At 35.7% G+C, this 16,168-nt stretch carries 10 protein-coding genes and 1 pseudogene; 5 read left to right on the top strand and 6 right to left on the bottom strand.

Annotated elements, in window-relative coordinates; all coding sequences use genetic code 11:
- Nucleotides 1–115, top strand: a pseudogene (locus tag CF599_RS19920) (IS5/IS1182 family transposase); the annotation flags it as partial.
- Here the strand turns inward: CF599_RS19920 and CF599_RS14130 are convergent.
- The 5 genes from CF599_RS14130 to CF599_RS14110 all read right to left on the bottom strand — a co-directional run bounded on the left by CF599_RS14130 (nt 91) and on the right by CF599_RS14110 (nt 8,385).
- Nucleotides 91–1,551, bottom strand: coding sequence for a TonB-dependent receptor plug domain-containing protein (locus CF599_RS14130; RefSeq protein WP_121966656.1), 1,461 nt, complete (start codon nt 1,549–1,551; stop codon nt 91–93). The pseudogene CF599_RS19920 and the gene CF599_RS14130 sit on opposite strands and share 25 nt — an antisense overlap.
- A 590-nt stretch (nt 1,552–2,141) precedes the next feature.
- Nucleotides 2,142–3,926 (bottom strand): ABC transporter ATP-binding protein, encoded by a 1,785-nt coding sequence (locus CF599_RS14125; RefSeq protein WP_121966655.1) that lies wholly within the window; start codon nt 3,924–3,926, stop codon nt 2,142–2,144.
- Between the two features lie 383 nt (nt 3,927–4,309).
- A complete protein-coding gene (locus CF599_RS14120; protein ID WP_121966659.1) occupies nt 4,310–4,915 on the bottom strand; it encodes a transposase in 606 nt (201 codons plus the stop codon).
- 153 nt (nt 4,916–5,068) lie between these two features.
- Nucleotides 5,069–5,920, bottom strand: coding sequence for a GNAT family N-acetyltransferase (locus CF599_RS14115; protein WP_121966654.1), 852 nt, complete (start codon nt 5,918–5,920; stop codon nt 5,069–5,071).
- Nucleotides 5,921–6,099: 179 nt separating this feature from the next.
- A complete protein-coding gene (locus CF599_RS14110; protein ID WP_121966653.1) occupies nt 6,100–8,385 on the bottom strand; it encodes an excinuclease ABC subunit UvrA in 2,286 nt (761 codons plus the stop codon).
- Nucleotides 8,386–8,959: 574 nt separating this feature from the next.
- Between CF599_RS14110 and CF599_RS14105 the strand changes: the two genes are divergently transcribed.
- From CF599_RS14105 to CF599_RS14090, 4 genes are all read left to right on the top strand, one after another.
- Nucleotides 8,960–10,900 carry an oleate hydratase gene (locus CF599_RS14105; RefSeq protein WP_121966652.1) on the top strand — a complete coding sequence of 647 codons (1,941 nt, stop codon included), beginning with the start codon at nt 8,960–8,962 and terminating at the stop codon, nt 10,898–10,900.
- A gap of 314 nt (nt 10,901–11,214) precedes the next feature.
- Nucleotides 11,215–11,808: a porin family protein gene (locus CF599_RS14100; protein WP_121966651.1), complete on the top strand. Its 594-nt coding sequence runs from the start codon at nt 11,215–11,217 to the stop codon at nt 11,806–11,808.
- 102 nt (nt 11,809–11,910) lie between these two features.
- Nucleotides 11,911–12,363 (top strand): SsrA-binding protein SmpB, encoded by a 453-nt coding sequence (gene smpB, locus CF599_RS14095; protein ID WP_121966650.1) that lies wholly within the window; start codon nt 11,911–11,913, stop codon nt 12,361–12,363.
- Between the two features lie 75 nt (nt 12,364–12,438).
- Nucleotides 12,439–13,752: a PQQ-binding-like beta-propeller repeat protein gene (locus CF599_RS14090; protein ID WP_121966649.1), complete on the top strand. Its 1,314-nt coding sequence runs from the start codon at nt 12,439–12,441 to the stop codon at nt 13,750–13,752.
- A gap of 1,675 nt (nt 13,753–15,427) precedes the next feature.
- Here CF599_RS14090 and CF599_RS14085 read toward each other — a convergent pair.
- Nucleotides 15,428–16,069: a protein-L-isoaspartate(D-aspartate) O-methyltransferase gene (locus CF599_RS14085; protein ID WP_173835557.1), complete on the bottom strand. Its 642-nt coding sequence runs from the start codon at nt 16,067–16,069 to the stop codon at nt 15,428–15,430.
- Between the last annotated feature and the right edge of the window lie 99 nt (nt 16,070–16,168).

Genomic DNA, 16,168 nt, shown 5'->3' with positions numbered 1-16,168 from the left:
TCGTTCTTTACTCAATAGGTTTGACACCACACTTTCTAGTTGGATGGCGTGGAATTTTATGGCTTTTATTGTTATAGGACTAAAGAAATTTCAGAAAACTAAAAAGTCAAGATGACTTCTATATCCTAATGCATTATTTGATATTACTCGAGTAATATCATTTTGATATTTATTATGCTCCATAATATACAGCGCGTTAGGTATCCCTCCACCTGTATCTATATTATAACTTCCATCAGGATTATATACATTAACCCAAGGACTCATAAACATTTTAGTAAGGTTGGGATTTGAGAAGTATGCAGCTCCCTCTAATATTCCATTTTGACGAATATTAGAAACTATCGCACCTACTTTAATATCAATTTTATCAGATAATTTTCTAGTAAAATTAAAATTACCATTCACTTTTCTAAAATCTGATCCTATTACAGTACCATCATATTTCTCGTGTGCTAATGACCCAAAATAAGTTCCTTTCTCATCTCCACCACTAACAGAAAAATTCAATAGTGACATATTAGCATCTTTAACGCGAACTGCTTCTTTCCAATCATTATCAATAGACCCACCTGCAACCCATTTTTTAAGATCTGTATTAGCACCAAAAACACCATTATTACTCATATACCAGTCCCAAGTTCCTTCTTGCTCAAAGCCCTTACTTTCGCCATAAGTATTGTATATCGCTTCTAACCATAATTCTTTTTTCTGTTCGCCAGATAAAAACTTAGGTCCTTTACGTGCAGGGTTTTGAAAACCTACACTTGTTTTGAAGTTAAAAGATGGTTTACCTTGCTTACCTTTCTTAGTCGTTATTAAAATAACACCATTAGAACCACGAGCTCCATAAGCTGAAGTAGCTGCAGCATCCTTTAAAACTGTCATTGACTCAATATCATCACTATTAATAGCTGACAATGATGATAATGATGTCCCTACTACTTCTTCTGTAGAACTAACATTTCCTGAAATATTGGTATTAGTCATCGGTATACCATCGATTACATATAATGGTTCATTAGATGCTGAAATAGAGTTACGTCCACGAATACGTATATTTTGCATAGCTCCAGGAGAACCTGATGTAGCAGCCATTTGTAATCCCGCTACTCTTCCCTGTAATGCCTGATCTACAGAAGTTACTGGAGTATTAGCAATAATATCGCCTTTTACAGCAACTACGTTTCCTGTAATCTCATTTCTACTCTTAGTCTGACCATAAGCCAATACCACTAAACCTTCTAGTTCCTGTGATATATTTTGCAATCCAACGTTATGTGTTGCTGCACTTCCGACAGTATAAACTTGGTCTTGCATCCCAATAAAACTAAACACTAGCTTATCACCAGGTTTAACATTAATAGAATACTTACCATCTAAATCTGTTTGTGTTCCGTGATGAGTTCCGTGTATAGTAACTGAAACTCCTGGCAGAGGCATACCTCCCTCATTTACAACTCCATTTAAAGTTTTGTTTTGAGCAAAACCAAACTGAGCAGTAAAGACAAAGCTTCCTACAAAAAACCACTTAAGTCTTAATTTCTTCATAAAAAAATTGATTAATTAGTTTCTCAAACATAGCCACACTATATCAAATAGACAAATCAACTTTAAACAAAACACAATACATCACAAACAATCACTAAATAATTTTAATAAAATTAATTAATTACATAAATATATTCAATTAATATATCTATTTTAAAACAAAAACGCTAAGCTATTATACTAATTAAATTACGTAATCTTTTTTAACACACCCCTATGTTAAAATTAACATTAATCACCGTTCGTGATTGTTAATTACCTATAAATCACCTTATTTTAAAAACAATAATCACAAAAAAAGGCTACCTATACAGGTAGCCTTTTTTTATCACAACTAATATTTGTGAGAGTCTAAATCACATAACAAGTCTAATGTTGGGTAAATCTTGATACAACGAGTTGTGTTTTATTTTATAACAATTAACCGATCAAAATAAGAGAACTACTTATTCTCACATTCTAATACAGCAAAGTACCCACTTTTGAATATCTAAAACATTGACATAAGTCAAAAAAGTAATTTGCACTAAAAAAATAAAGCCACCGCATACGCAGTGGCTCTATTACACAACCTAATATATATGTTTACTTTACTCTTGGTGTAAAGTCTGAGAGATCTTCTCTAAGTTTAAGCTATTGGCCATAGCAGAGAATATCTCGTAGTATGTACTCTTATTCTCATATAGCTGTTCATGCTTACCATTCTCCACTACTCTACCTTTTTCCATCACCACAATATCATTTGCGTCTATAATCTGAGAGATACTATGTGAAACGATAATGACTGTTCTATTTTCCTTAATAGCATCAAGGCTTTTCTTGATTTGCTCTGTGGCTATCGCATCAAGACTTGCTGTTGGCTCATCTAAGAAGATAATAGCAGGATCTTTTAAGAACAGACGAGCGATAGCGATACGCTGTTGTTGTCCTCCTGATAATAGACGCGCATCAGATTCATAACCTTGTGGAAGTTCTGTAATCTGCTCGTGTATATAAGCTTTATTAGCAGCTAACTCTACCTCTTCCATAGTCGCCTGAGCATTACCATAACGGATATTCTCAGCGATACTCCCTTGGAAGATATGGTTCTTCTGAAGTACAAGACCGATATGTTTACGAAGTTCCTTAGTATCGTATTCAGCAAGGTCCACTCCATCTAAAAATATCTGTCCTGAAGTCGGCGCGTAAAACTTATCTAATAGGTTAATCACAGTACTCTTACCTGCTCCACTAAGACCTACTAAAGCAGTAGTCTTGTTAGGTTCTATCACCATAGATATATCCTTTAAAGCATTGGTACCATTAGGATAATCAAACGATACATTCTTAATCTCTATCTTTCCTTTTATCTGTGTAGGTACATACGTTCCCGTAGTTTCTACCTCGTGCTCTGCCTCTATAATTTCGAAGAAACTCTCCGAGTAGATCATCGCATCATTTACATCATCATAAATACGGTGAAGCTGTCTAATAGGCGCTGTAACGTTATTAAAAAGTAGAACGTGAAACATAATCGCACCTACTGTCATCTCTCCTTTTAATACAAAATAAGCAGTCATTAAGATAATCACAACCAATCCGAACTGCTCAATAAAGCCTTTAATGGCATCAAACAAGAAACTCATTCGTCTAGTTTGCAGTTGATTCTCTGTCATGTCATATTGTATCTCCTCGTGCTTCTCAGCCTCTAAAGGTTCCCTAACGAAAGACTTAATCACAGTAATAGAGTTGATAAGTGAGATGATACCATTGTTCTTATTCTCTCTATAGCTACGCATCTTTCTTCTAAAACCTTTTAATTTGGTTGCCTGACGTTGACTCACATAAAAATATAAAGGTATCATCGCAGTACTAACCATTCCAACATATACATTAGCTGTATAGATAAAAATAAGCGCTACAATAGCATTAGCAAACAAAGGCAGGATATCAATAAAGAAGTTTTGTATTAACCTTGTAATACTCCCCACTCCTTGATCTACACGAGTCTGCAACTTCCCACTGTCATTTTCTTCAGAAGTATAAAAAGCCATACGGTAGGTCAACATCCTAGTAACGATCAACTGTGATATATCTCTAGAGACATAGATACGCAGTTTCTCCCCAAAGAACTTCTGCCCAAACTGTATAAATGCATTCACTATCTCCTTTACGATCAGTACCACACTACTAAATAGTAGCATCTTATACCCCCAAGCCAAATCCTTCACCCCACTGACTACATCATTTAGGGTATCGACCATATGGCGAATAATTAAGGCATTTACCTGTACTGCAAAAGAACCTATTGCGGTTAGAACTAACGTCCCAATTATCAGCCTCTTATAAGGCATCACAAAAGGTTTAATCTGTCTAAGTATCTTTATTAAATTCATAGGGCAAAGATAAGAACTGTTCTAAATAGAAAGTATTGATATAGGTCAAAAAAAGTAGAGGGGATTTAATTATACACACTTACTACGCTGCGCAAAGTCTCCTGACTTTGAGCTTAGACTATTTCACGCAAACTTACTACGCTGCGCAAAGTCTCCTGACTTTGAGCTTAGACTATTTCACGCAAGCTTACTACACTGCGCAAAGTCTCCTGACTTTGAGCTTAGACTATTTCACGCAAGCTTACTACACTGCGCAAAGTCTCCTGACTTTGAGCTTAGACTATTTCACGCAAGCTTACTACGCTGCGCAAAGTCTCCTGACTTTGAGCTTAAACTATTTCACGCAAGCTTACTACGCTGCGCAAAGTCTCCTGACTTTGAGCCTAATCATCATACGTATTATACTTCCAAAACTGATTTGCTTTAGTCACATCTACAATTGGATTATCTACAAGCTCTATATCTAGTAATCCTTTATTTTCAACATAATTACTAGCTGAAGAATAAATATAATGATGACATTTTTCTACTATACCTGCTCTTACAGGATTTAAATGAATATAATGTAACTTATCCCATAAGAACTTTAACGAGTTGACTTCCTCAGCGTGGTTACCATATTGCCATAATTGATAGTTCTTATTTCTACAGTGACTCTCTGTTGCTTCTTTAAATAATTTCAACATCCACTCTTTTCTACTTTCAGGCTCATTTAGTATGGCCTCAAGAGTACTCTTTGATGTAAACTTTTTAAAATCTCTTACCAAATCTGAGAGTTTACTATGCTTAGATTGAAGAATAAGATGTATGTGATTACTCATAATTACATATCCATAGAGAAGCATTCCTTTTTCCTTAATACAATACTCTAATGATGATATTATTATATCTCTATATACTTTTCTTGTAAAGACATCTATCCAGCTTACTACAGTACAAGTAATGAAATGTATTTTATCTTGATCTCTTATGATGTATCCTTCTTTCATGTTTTTATATTTTAAAATATGTCCCATTTGTTTTATTTAACTAAAAATAAAACAATAAATTAATCTATTGCTATAAATATCAGATAATTATTACTCAAAGTCGGGTGTGTACACCCCAAGTATAAACAAAACAGAAACACCCATTTTCTCCTCCTAAATCACCTCATACACCATCAGTACACCAGGTACCTGTATTTCTTCCTTTCTATACTCCTCAAAACTAAAGTACCTTACATCACCTATCTCACTAGTAGCCTTAATCGCCTCGCCGTTTAGCTGATAGGTATAACAGTCCTGCTGCATCATAATATTGAGTTTCTCTCCATAAGCAGGTGCTGTGATACGACATAAATAAGCTAGTCGATTAGGGTTTAATGATACGCTCAGCTCCTCTTCTACCTCTCTAATTAGTGCTGTCTGACTGTCTTCTCCCTTGTCTAACTTACCGCCGGGTAGATACCATGCTTTCTTATTATTACTATAAGCCAGTAGTAGTTTATCCTCTTTTACTATCACAAGTCCTGCTGTATCTAGATTTACCCAATTCTGTTCTACTACAGTTAGGTGATATATCTTCATCATACGCCCAGGCACACTCGTCAAGATTTGCTTGATAAGTTCCCCGCCCATCTTCTCGTAAAATAAATTAGCATTAGGTTCAGCATATACCTCTATATATTTGTATCCTTTGGTCTTAGCCTTGGCTTTTATCTCAGAAATGATAATACTCCCATATCCCTTATTAATAAACTCAGGCAAGAGCCAGAAGTGTTCTAAACGCACATAAGCTCCTTTATCTCTAAGTTCAAAGAATCCTATATACTCATCGTCTAAAAAGCACTTTACTAATTCTCCGTTTCTAAAGTTGAGCGCTGTGATCGTCAAGTCATCTGTCCATTTTAAAATATACTCCTCACTATATCCCCAATATCTCTTGGAAATTAAAGCTGTTTCGGTTAATAAATAATTATCTGTTATAGTTGCATTTTGGTATGTAATATTCATATTATATGGTATGTTGTAGAAGTCAAATGTAGTATTCTAGATTGTAGAAACAAGTTTTCATATAGCGATAATTTGAAGCAAAGTTCACTCACAGCACCTTTAAACACTCGTTTAAAGTTACTTATCCCTTAATTATTTTAAAAAACGCTACATCATTCTTCTATAATTTACAAAAACACTTATACTTGATAGCTTTTTCTAAGATACTGACCTGTATAAGATTTTTGATCCTCAATAATCTCCATTGGTGTCCCCTCAAATACAACTTCACCTCCATTCTTTCCTCCCTCAGGCCCCATATCAATAATCCAATCACTTGCGGCAATAATATCAAGATGATGTTCTGCCACAACAACAGAGTTACCGTTATTTACCAATGTGTTTATTAATTCTAATAATTGTGCAACATCTCTAACATGGAGTCCCGTACTTGGTTCATCCATAATATATATATTTCCTTTTTTATGTAGTTCACTTGCAAGTTTTATACGTTGTTTTTCTCCTCCAGAAAGAGTACTCACAGATTGCCCTAACGTTAAATAACCTAATCCAACTGCCTCTATAATTTCTATTTTGTGATAAATACTTTTTACATCAAAAAACTCTAATGCTTCTGTAATAGTAAGGTTTAATACATCGACTATATGTTTTCCTTTATAAGTATATTGTAAGGCCTGCTGACTGTAGCGCATCCCAGCACATTCTTCACATTGGATTGCTATAGGATCAGCAAATACCATATCAGGCAATATCTCACCCTTTCCCTGACAGACCGGACATGCTCCAATAGAATTAAAACTAAACATTCCAACAGGTGCATTATTCGCATCAGCAAATAACTTTCTGATATTATCCATAACTCCAGTATATGTCGCAGGTGTAGAACGAGAATTAGCCCCCACTAAACGCTGATCAACAACTATCGCTTCGGGGTTATTCTTTCTTAAAACATCCATTAGTAAAGTACTCTTTCCCGATCCAGCTACACCTGTTATAGTCACAAAAACACCTTTGGGTATATCAAGCGAAATATTCTTTAAATTATTACTAGATGCATTATATATCTTAAACTTATCTTGTGCTATACGCGGCAGAGTATTGAGAACAGCCTTTTGACTTAGCGCCTGACCTGTAATAGTGTTTGACTTCAGTAGTCCTTTAAAACTCCCTTGGTAAACCACACGTCCACCATCTCGTCCTGCCAACGGACCTATATCTATAATCTCATCTGCCATAGCGATTACATTTCTATCATGCTCTACTACTAATACTGTATTCCCTTTATCTCTAAGATCTAACAACATTTTATTAAGACGATCAATATCATGCGCATGTAGACCCGCACTAGGTTCATCTAAAATAAACGTTATATCTGTAAGACTACTTCCTAGATGTTTGACTAATTTCAGACGTTGTCCTTCTCCTCCAGAGAGCGTGGCACTATTACGTCCCAGGTTTAGATAACCTAATCTAACATCTGCGATATGCTTGAGACCTATTATAGTACGCTCTGCTAGTACTCTACCGATATAATCATTTATTTCATTCATAATCGGTATAAGATCATCTATTTCCATATCAAAATAATCTCCGATACTATACCCATTAATTTTAGAAGCTAAAGCAGCTTCGTTTAATCGCTGCCCCTTACATTTAGGACACACATCTTCATGAAGCAAGCCTTCAATCTCTTTTTGGAAACTCTTTTTTAGTTTGCTTATATCACGATTAATCCACAGACGATTAAAGCGCTCATATATTCCGTGATATTCTAGAGGTAATCCTTGATCCTCAGGATTGGGTTCATGTAGTTTCTCTGTTCGAACTTTAAATCCTGAACCGTGCAAAAAGTCAAACCATTCTTTCTCTGTATAATCCTTTAACGGCTTATCGTTGTCAAATAATTTAGAATTGGCATACATATTCCACTGCCAAGTACCTACTTTAAAAGGCGAGAACTGAATTGCTCCTTCATTTAATGATTTGTTTTTATCTAGTAACTTATCCATATCTACCTGTACCTTTCGCCCTACACCACTACACTCAGTACACATTCCTAATGGATTATTAAAAGAGTATGCCGTAGCTGTACCTGCTGATGGAACTCCAACACGAGAAAACAGCAAGCGTATTATAGGAATTATATCCGTTATAGTACCTACAGTAGAACGAACATTACCGTGTATAGGCTTTTGGTCAACGACTATCGATGTAGTAAGGTTCTGAATAAAATTACCTTTGGGACGTTCTATTTTTGGCAGTTTATTTCTAATAAACAAAGGAAACATCTCGTAAAGTTGCCTTTGAGATTCAGCCGCAATAGTATCAAAAACGATAGATGATTTTCCTGACCCCGAAATCCCTGTAAAGACAACAAGTTTACCCTTTGGGATATTAAGGTCTATATTTTTTAAATTATTCTCTGTAATTCCCCTTAATATGATATGTGTATTTTCATTTTTCATATTCTAGCAATTTATTGATTGTCAAATTACTAAATATAATGATTTGTTTCAACAATCCCTAATTTACATCTTCAAATAGATATATTCATTAACGAAAAAACAATATAAAAGCACAAACAGTAATAAATACTTCAATACAACAAAATGTATCGCTAACATAGCTACTATATCTGCTTCTGAAGCTTCTTATTAAATAGTAAACAAGCACCCCAATATAAAACAAGCGATATAAAATGTAGTATGATCATAGAGCTAATGAAGGAACTATGAAGTAGCACTAATATGCAGTAAATAGTGGTTGCAGATTTACGGTAATACTCTTTATCAAATCATTAGTATCTAATAAAAAAGAATAGCAACACTCTTCTCAAAATATTTACAAAAACAATCACTTATACACTAAAAATCAAAGCAATAAGAACAAGAAACGAACAAGACCTCTCTATCTTTTCAATAATCAACAAATTGAGAATATTATTCTTTTTATTTATCACAAAATAAAACGTTTTGCTTAACTTTAAGAGAGTTTAGAAAACATCTAATTCTTTTTTAAATCACGCTAAAAAACAAAATTATGAAAGTAGACACCTCTAAGTTTGACAAATTACTAGAGAATTCACCTAAGTATGGAAACGTAAACCACGCTCCTAATGGCAATACTGAGCCTCCTGTTAATACAGCCCAACGCTCAATGCCTTTCGCTGATGAACCAGGAAACTACCAACGTAATATAGGGCTTCCCTTAAAAGACTTTTCTCAAAGTAAAGTGTATATCGTTGGTAGTGGAATAGCAGGAATGTCAGCTGCATATTACTTTATTCGAGATGGGCGTATTCCAGCGGCGAATATCACTTTCTTAGAACAGTTACACATCGATGGAGGATCTTTAGATGGAGCGGGAAATGCAACAGATGGTTACATCATTCGAGGAGGTAGAGAAATGGATATGACCTATGAAAATCTATGGGATATCTTTCAAGACATACCTGCCCTTGAGCTTCCTAAGCCTTATAGCGTACTAGATGAATATCGCTTAATCAACGACAATGATCCTAACTATTCTAAATCTCGTCTTATTCATAAACAAGGAGAGGTTCAAGATTTTAGCAAATTTGGGCTTTCAAAAAAAGACCAAATGGCGGTTATCAAACTGTTGCTTAAGAAAAAAGAAGAGTTAGATGATATTACCATTGAACAGTACTTTAATTCTTCCTTTTTAGAAAGTAATTTTTGGACTTTTTGGAGAACGATGTTTGCTTTTGAAAATTGGCATAGCTTATTAGAATTCAAACTCTATATGCACCGATTCTTGCACGATATAGATGGATTAAAAGACTTATCTGCTCTTGTCTTCCCTCGTTATAATCAATATGATACTTTTGTTATCCCTCTGAGAAACCATCTGACAGAACTAGGTGTTCAAATACAATTAAACACCTTAGTGAAAGACTTAGACATTCACAGTGATACAGAAGGTAAACGCGTCAAATCACTTATTACTGAACAACAAGGAGTAGAAACACGTATTGCAATTGGCCAAGAAGACTTTGTCATTGTTACTACAGGTTCTATGACAGAAGATACTTCATATGGAACTAATACCGAGGTGCCTATTTTAAAAATAGATGCCTCTACTAGTGGAAAAAGCCCAGGGTGGATGTTATGGAAAAACCTTGCTGCGAAATCTCCTATTTTTGGTCATCCTGAGAAATTCTGTTCTAACATTGACCAATCATCTTGGGAGTCAGCTACTTTAACTTGTAAGCCTTCTGCCTTAATAGACAAGTTGAAACAATACTCTGTTAATGATCCTTATTCAGGGAAAACAGTTACAGGTGGTATTATCACCATTACCGATTCTAATTGGTTAATGAGCTTTACTTGTAACCGCCAACCACACTACCCTACTCAGCCTGATGATGTATTGGTACTTTGGGTTTACTCCTTATTTATGGATAAAGAAGGTAACTACATCAAAAAAACAATGCCTGCCTGTACAGGAAATGAGATTTTAGAAGAGTTATGCTTCCATTTAGACATTGGTGATCAGATAGATGATGTGATCGCTAATACTATTGTTAGAACAGCCTATATGCCTTATATCACTTCTATGTTTATGCCACGTGCACAAGGAGATAGACCACAGGTAGTTCCACAAGGCTGCCTTAACCTTGGTTTAATAGGACAGTTTGTCGAAACCAATAATGATGTTGTATTTACTATGGAAAGCGCTGTGCGAACAGGTAGACACGCAGTGTATCAATTGTTAAACTTAAACAAACAAGTACCTGATATTTTCCCTTCACAATACGATATTAGACATCTACTTAAAGCTGCACACGCCTTAAATGATGATAAACCTATTGTAGGACAAGGTTTACTTGAAAAATTCTTACAAGGAACATATTATGAACACATTCTGCCAGTAACAGAAAAAAACAAAGAAGAACACGAATCCTTCTTTTTAGAACAACTAGAAAAAGCCAAAGATTGGTTTAGTAAAATCAGAGGATAGTCGTCTTCTCCTAAGTTATAGACACATATAAAGAACTTATCTATTGTATTAGATAGGTTCTTTTTATTTTACAAAACTTAAGGCAACGTCCTAAACATATACTTAAAGCACAAATAAACTACTTGACCACAATAATATATACTACATAAAATGAATAAACGTTTTAATATAAAACATAGGCAAGTCAGTTTATCATAAAAAAACAGCTGTTTGTCTATAAATACTGTAAATCTGTCAATAAGTAGCTTTAAAACTAAGGCTAGCTTAAGAATTTATTTAACTTTGTCTAAACAATTATTAAAAACATTACTAAAATGAAACACATAGTAAAATTGCTTGCTTCTGTTGCTCTTATGTTTGTAGGAGCTACTACTTATGCACAATCACCTTCTCCATTCCACGTGGGTATCAAGGCGGGTGCTAACTTCACTAATATCTCTACAGATATGAAGGACTATAGTAGTAAGACTGCTACAGGATATGGTCTTGGGGCGATGGCTAGACTAGACATCAAAAAAACATACATCCAAGCAGAACTTTTCTTCTCTGAGAAAAACTCTAAATTCGAAGGAGATAGTAATAGCTTTGATATTAAATCAAAACAAATCGAAATACCTGTGGTTATCGGTCATAAGATATTAGACTTACCTCTATTCAGTCTAAGAGGATTTGCAGGTGGAGTATATACGAACACTTTTGATGACAAATTCTCTGGTGCTAAGATAGAACAGACAGTTAAGTTTGACAACTTTGACAAGAACAATATCGGATACCGTGTAGGTGCAGGTGTTGATATTCTTAAGTTCACAGTTGACGTTTCTTACGATGGTAGCTTTAGCAAAACTAATAAGGAAACAGGATCTAGACCGAACACTTGGATGGTATCTGTAGGATACTTTTTCCTATAGTAGGTTAGATAGAATCCTATAATTTGAGAGTTGTACGAAAGTGCAACTCTTTTTTTATCTAATAATATTAGATACACTTTAAAAATTTGCTATTTTTGTGGGATGCAAAAGAATATAAACATAGTAAACAAAAGGGCTAAGTTCGAATACGAGATACTGGATAAGTATACTGCAGGTATTGTATTGACAGGAACTGAGATTAAGTCTATACGTTTAGGTAAGGCGAATATCGCTGAAAGCTTTTGTGAGTTTCAAGGTCACGAACTATTCGTTATCAATAGTAATATAGAAGAATACGCACATAGCAAGCACTTTAATCACAAGGCAAAAACAGAGAGAAAACTTCTTTTAAACAAAAAAGAACTGAAGTCTCTATTAAAGCAAGTTCAGAATAAAGGATTGACTATCATTCCTCTTAGACTATTTTTAAACGAGAAAGGTAGAGCTAAACTAGATATCGCTCTAGCTCGTGGTAAAAAAGATTACGACAAAAGAGATACGATTAAAGACCGCGATAACAAACGCGACCTAGATCGAATTAAGAAAGCATTCTAAAGACACCCTTTATATAAAAGCATCCCTAGTGGATGCTTTTTTTGTTTACTTTCGTACCTACAACAATAAAACACTATGAAAAACACTACTATCCTCACTATTGCACTACTGACAGCACTTACTATATCAGCACAAACCAAAAAGAAGAAACTACCTCCGCCCCCACCGCCTAAGATTGAATACATTCCTCAAATACAAGAGGTAGAAACTGTAACAGAACCAGCACTTCCTGTTATAGATGCATCTCCTATGCGCATAGCTGAGAGCACTAATAATAGGTTCTCTAATAACAAAATATTGACGGAGTATGACTTCGTCACAGGTGATCAGTTTAAACCTTTAGAGAAAATCCCTTTAGATAAGAACGCCATCATTATATATGACTATGATGGTACGGTCAGATCTTTTAACCTAGAAACACAGAAAATCAACTGGAACTTTAAAGCTAAGGATGAAGCAGTAACCTATAGCCGAAACAAATTTACGCTTGAAGATGGGGTCTTATATATCCCATTTATCAATGGGGAGATGTATGCACTAAATCATAAAACTGGTGAGAAGTTCTGGGAACTAAAAGCAGGACTAAAAAACAGTGAGTATATCAAGATATGGATTAACCAAATCCCAACGATCAATAACAACCTTATCTATATCACCTCTCAGTACGAGAACAGTAATATCTACGCTTTTGACAAGCGAACAGGTTACTCAGTATGGAACTATAAACTACAGTATCCCTATAATCACATCCCTGTACTATATACTAATGATAAGGTATTCACACAGAATGCGCCTTATATCTATAGCTTTGATGCCAATACAGGAGAGTTACTAAATCGTCGCAACTTTAATATCGCGATGTACACCACACCTGTGAGTGATGGTAAACTAGTCTTTGTGGCTAACGAAAGAAATACAGTCTATGCTTTAAACCCAAATACCCTAGAGACGGTATGGGAAGTAGAACTAGCAGAGCGCGCTATAGGAACAAAAATCTTCACTAAAGGGGATAAACTATATCTAGCTACCAATAATACCTTCTATGCACTAGATACGAAGTCAGGCAAAACAATATGGCAAACTAAGGCTACCGAAGAGGGACAAGCAGCCATAGAGCAACTAGAGGAATTCAACAACAGAATATATGCTTATAACAAGAAAGGCACACTATTTCAACTAGACCTAAACACAGGCAAAATACTACAGACCATCAATCTTAAGAGTAAACCGATCTCGAATATCGAAGTATTAGATGACAGCACATTATACTACTACTGTGAAGCAGGACTAATCAAACTTACCCTAGCAACACAGACAGAAGACCTTATCTATATGCGTAACGCTATTAATGAGAATGCTAGAGAGAACTATATCAAACTCGTACGCTAAGCTCCAATGTCGCTGCGCTCTAATTAGGAATTACGAATTAAGAATTAGGAATTTGTTGCCTTCGGCATTAGGTGATATACGTTGTGAATAAACCTTGTCACGCCCTATCGGGCACACAAAGAATGTCTAGGTACAGGCAGCGAGTTGGCATAATCCGTGCCGTGTATGTCCTCAAACAATATCCGCACAGTAACCACAATGTATGCTCCCCGCTGCGCAAAGTCTCCCGAATTTGAGCAACTTATATGGTTTAGGTGGCACAGAACAGAACGTTAAGAAAGTGCTCTGTGGACAGTTTTAGTGAATGGAACAGGCGGCGTGTTAACCATAATGCGTCTCTACCTTATGTAGATTGCAGATATCCGTTGTAGATAAACCACGTCACGCCACATCGACACAGTAGCCACAAACTACATCCACAATCCTTGCGCTGGCGCGGATTTGAAATCCGTGCCGTGTATTTCCAAACAGTAGCCACGATAACCCGCTGCGCAAAGTCTCCCGACTTTGAGCAATTTATTTAAAATACCGCAATTGTCTGAACCAAGATTAGTAGGATTAACAAGATCTTTGTGTCCCAAAGTACCCGCTGCGCAAAGTCTCCCGACTTTGAGCAAACTACAAGATTGCAACGAAATAACACATTATGAAAACATCTAAAGATGTTTTATGTGGGCGTATATAATACCCCCTACCGTGGTGGTTACTGTGTGGAAATCCGTTGTAGATAATCCACGTCACATCGACACAGTAGCCACAAACCACATCCACAATCCTTGCGCTGGCGCAGGACAGAGCATTAAAAAGTGTCCTGTGGACAGTTTTAGTGAATGGGACAGGCGGCGAGTTGGCATAATCCGTGCCGTGTATTTCCACACAGTAGTCACGATAACCCGCTGCGCAAAGTCTCCCGACTTCGTGCAAATTACAAGATTGCAACGAAATAACACATTATGAAAACATCTAAAGATGTTTTATGTGGGTGTATGTAATACACCCCTACCGCTGTGGAAGTGTATTGCGGATATACGCTTTAGACGTATAGATGAATCCTACTATAAAAACAAAAAACTCTCTCTTTATAAGTCTATAATATTTCGTATATTTGTATCTCTATCAAGTATTGGTTGTGTGCATTACCTTAAAAACACACATAATGAACCAATAAACAATGTTGTTTTCTACAACATTGCAGCAGTAAAAAAATCAAACTGTAAAATTTTCATTTCGAATTTTAACAATTATTTTAACACACTAATTTCGTCTAAATCCCAGCATTCATAAGGCTTTGGTCGATGTTTGTTCGGGGCTTGTTCGAAAAAAACCCTATTTTTTCGAACCTCTTCCGAAGGATCCCCGAACAAGACTGAAACAAACCTCTTACACTCCGCATAAACACTGATCTAAACAGCTATCTGATTTCTTTAAAAAACACTTAAATATTAAAAAATTAACAATGAGTAAAAAATACTATTTAACAAATTACCAAGCATTATCAATACTATCACATAATCTCATATTAAGAATAATTACTTTACAGTATTTGGCTGACGTAGATTCTGGGTTTAACCTTAAATCTTTAGTTTGGTACAAAAAAGAAAAGCTACCTAGCGTTGACACTAGATAGCTTTCATACTTTATGTTATCTTAAGAATCTCTAAATCCAAATTCTCAATTAATTCTTATTCTCAAGCATTGGGACAAACTTAAAGTCACCATGTTCGTATTTCTCGAATTGCTTTTCATTGATGCGGATAAGTTCCGTCATGATTTGCTGTTCGTCTCCGATAGGGATGATCAGCCTACCCCCTACTTTTATTTGTCCTAATAAAGCCTGTGGGATAAAAGGCGCTCCTGCTGTGACGATAATCGCGTCAAAAGGTGCATAATTAGGTAATCCCTTATACCCATCACCGAATGTAGTCAATCGAGGTCTAATACCCAACTTAGGCAATAAGGCAGAAGTCTTCTTGTATAATTCATTTTGTCTTTCGATACTGTACACTCTAGCCCCCATAGCCACTAACACAGCGGTCTGGTACCCACTACCTGTACCTATCTCTAGGATTTTATCTTCCTTTTTGATCTGAAGTAGTTGTGACTGAAACGCCACAGTATACGGATGCGAGATGGTCTGTCCAGCGCCGATTGGGAAAGCTTTATCTTGATACGCAAAATCCTCGAAACTTGAATCTAAGAATAAGTGACGTGGTACTCGCTTAATGGCGTCTAAAACATTCGTATCAACAATCCCTTTTTGCTTAAGCACTTCAACCAACTGGTTTCTAAGACCTTGATGTTTTGCAGAATCTTTCACTATTAAAATATTATTTACCACAAAATAACCACTATTTTCTTACAAAAGCAATCGCTATACGCCTTGAGATTCTAATTGAATAAAAGTTTCACCTCGAAT

Origin of the sequence: Myroides sp. N17-2, assembly GCF_002286775.1 — a bacterium.
In the GTDB taxonomy this organism is placed as follows: Bacteria; Bacteroidota; Bacteroidia; order Flavobacteriales; family Flavobacteriaceae; genus Flavobacterium.
This window is presented reverse-complemented; position numbering and strand designations above follow the sequence as displayed.

What these genes read in the sequence shown, in the direction of transcription:
- CF599_RS14130 (WP_121966656.1), bottom strand. Translation starts at nt 1,551, where the DNA reads ATGAAGAAATTAAGACTTAAGTGGTTTTTTGTAGGAAGCTTTGTCTTT.
- CF599_RS14120 (WP_121966659.1), bottom strand. Translation starts at nt 4,915, where the DNA reads ATGAAAGAAGGATACATCATAAGAGATCAAGATAAAATACATTTCATT.
- CF599_RS14100 (WP_121966651.1), top strand. Translation starts at nt 11,215, where the DNA reads ATGAAACACATAGTAAAATTGCTTGCTTCTGTTGCTCTTATGTTTGTA.
- CF599_RS14110 (WP_121966653.1), bottom strand. Translation starts at nt 8,385, where the DNA reads ATGAAAAATGAAAATACACATATCATATTAAGGGGAATTACAGAGAAT.
- smpB (WP_121966650.1), top strand. Translation starts at nt 11,911, where the DNA reads ATGCAAAAGAATATAAACATAGTAAACAAAAGGGCTAAGTTCGAATAC.
- CF599_RS14105 (WP_121966652.1), top strand. Translation starts at nt 8,960, where the DNA reads ATGAAAGTAGACACCTCTAAGTTTGACAAATTACTAGAGAATTCACCT.
- CF599_RS14115 (WP_121966654.1), bottom strand. Translation starts at nt 5,920, where the DNA reads ATGAATATTACATACCAAAATGCAACTATAACAGATAATTATTTATTA.
- CF599_RS14125 (WP_121966655.1), bottom strand. Translation starts at nt 3,926, where the DNA reads ATGAATTTAATAAAGATACTTAGACAGATTAAACCTTTTGTGATGCCT.
- CF599_RS14090 (WP_121966649.1), top strand. Translation starts at nt 12,439, where the DNA reads ATGAAAAACACTACTATCCTCACTATTGCACTACTGACAGCACTTACT.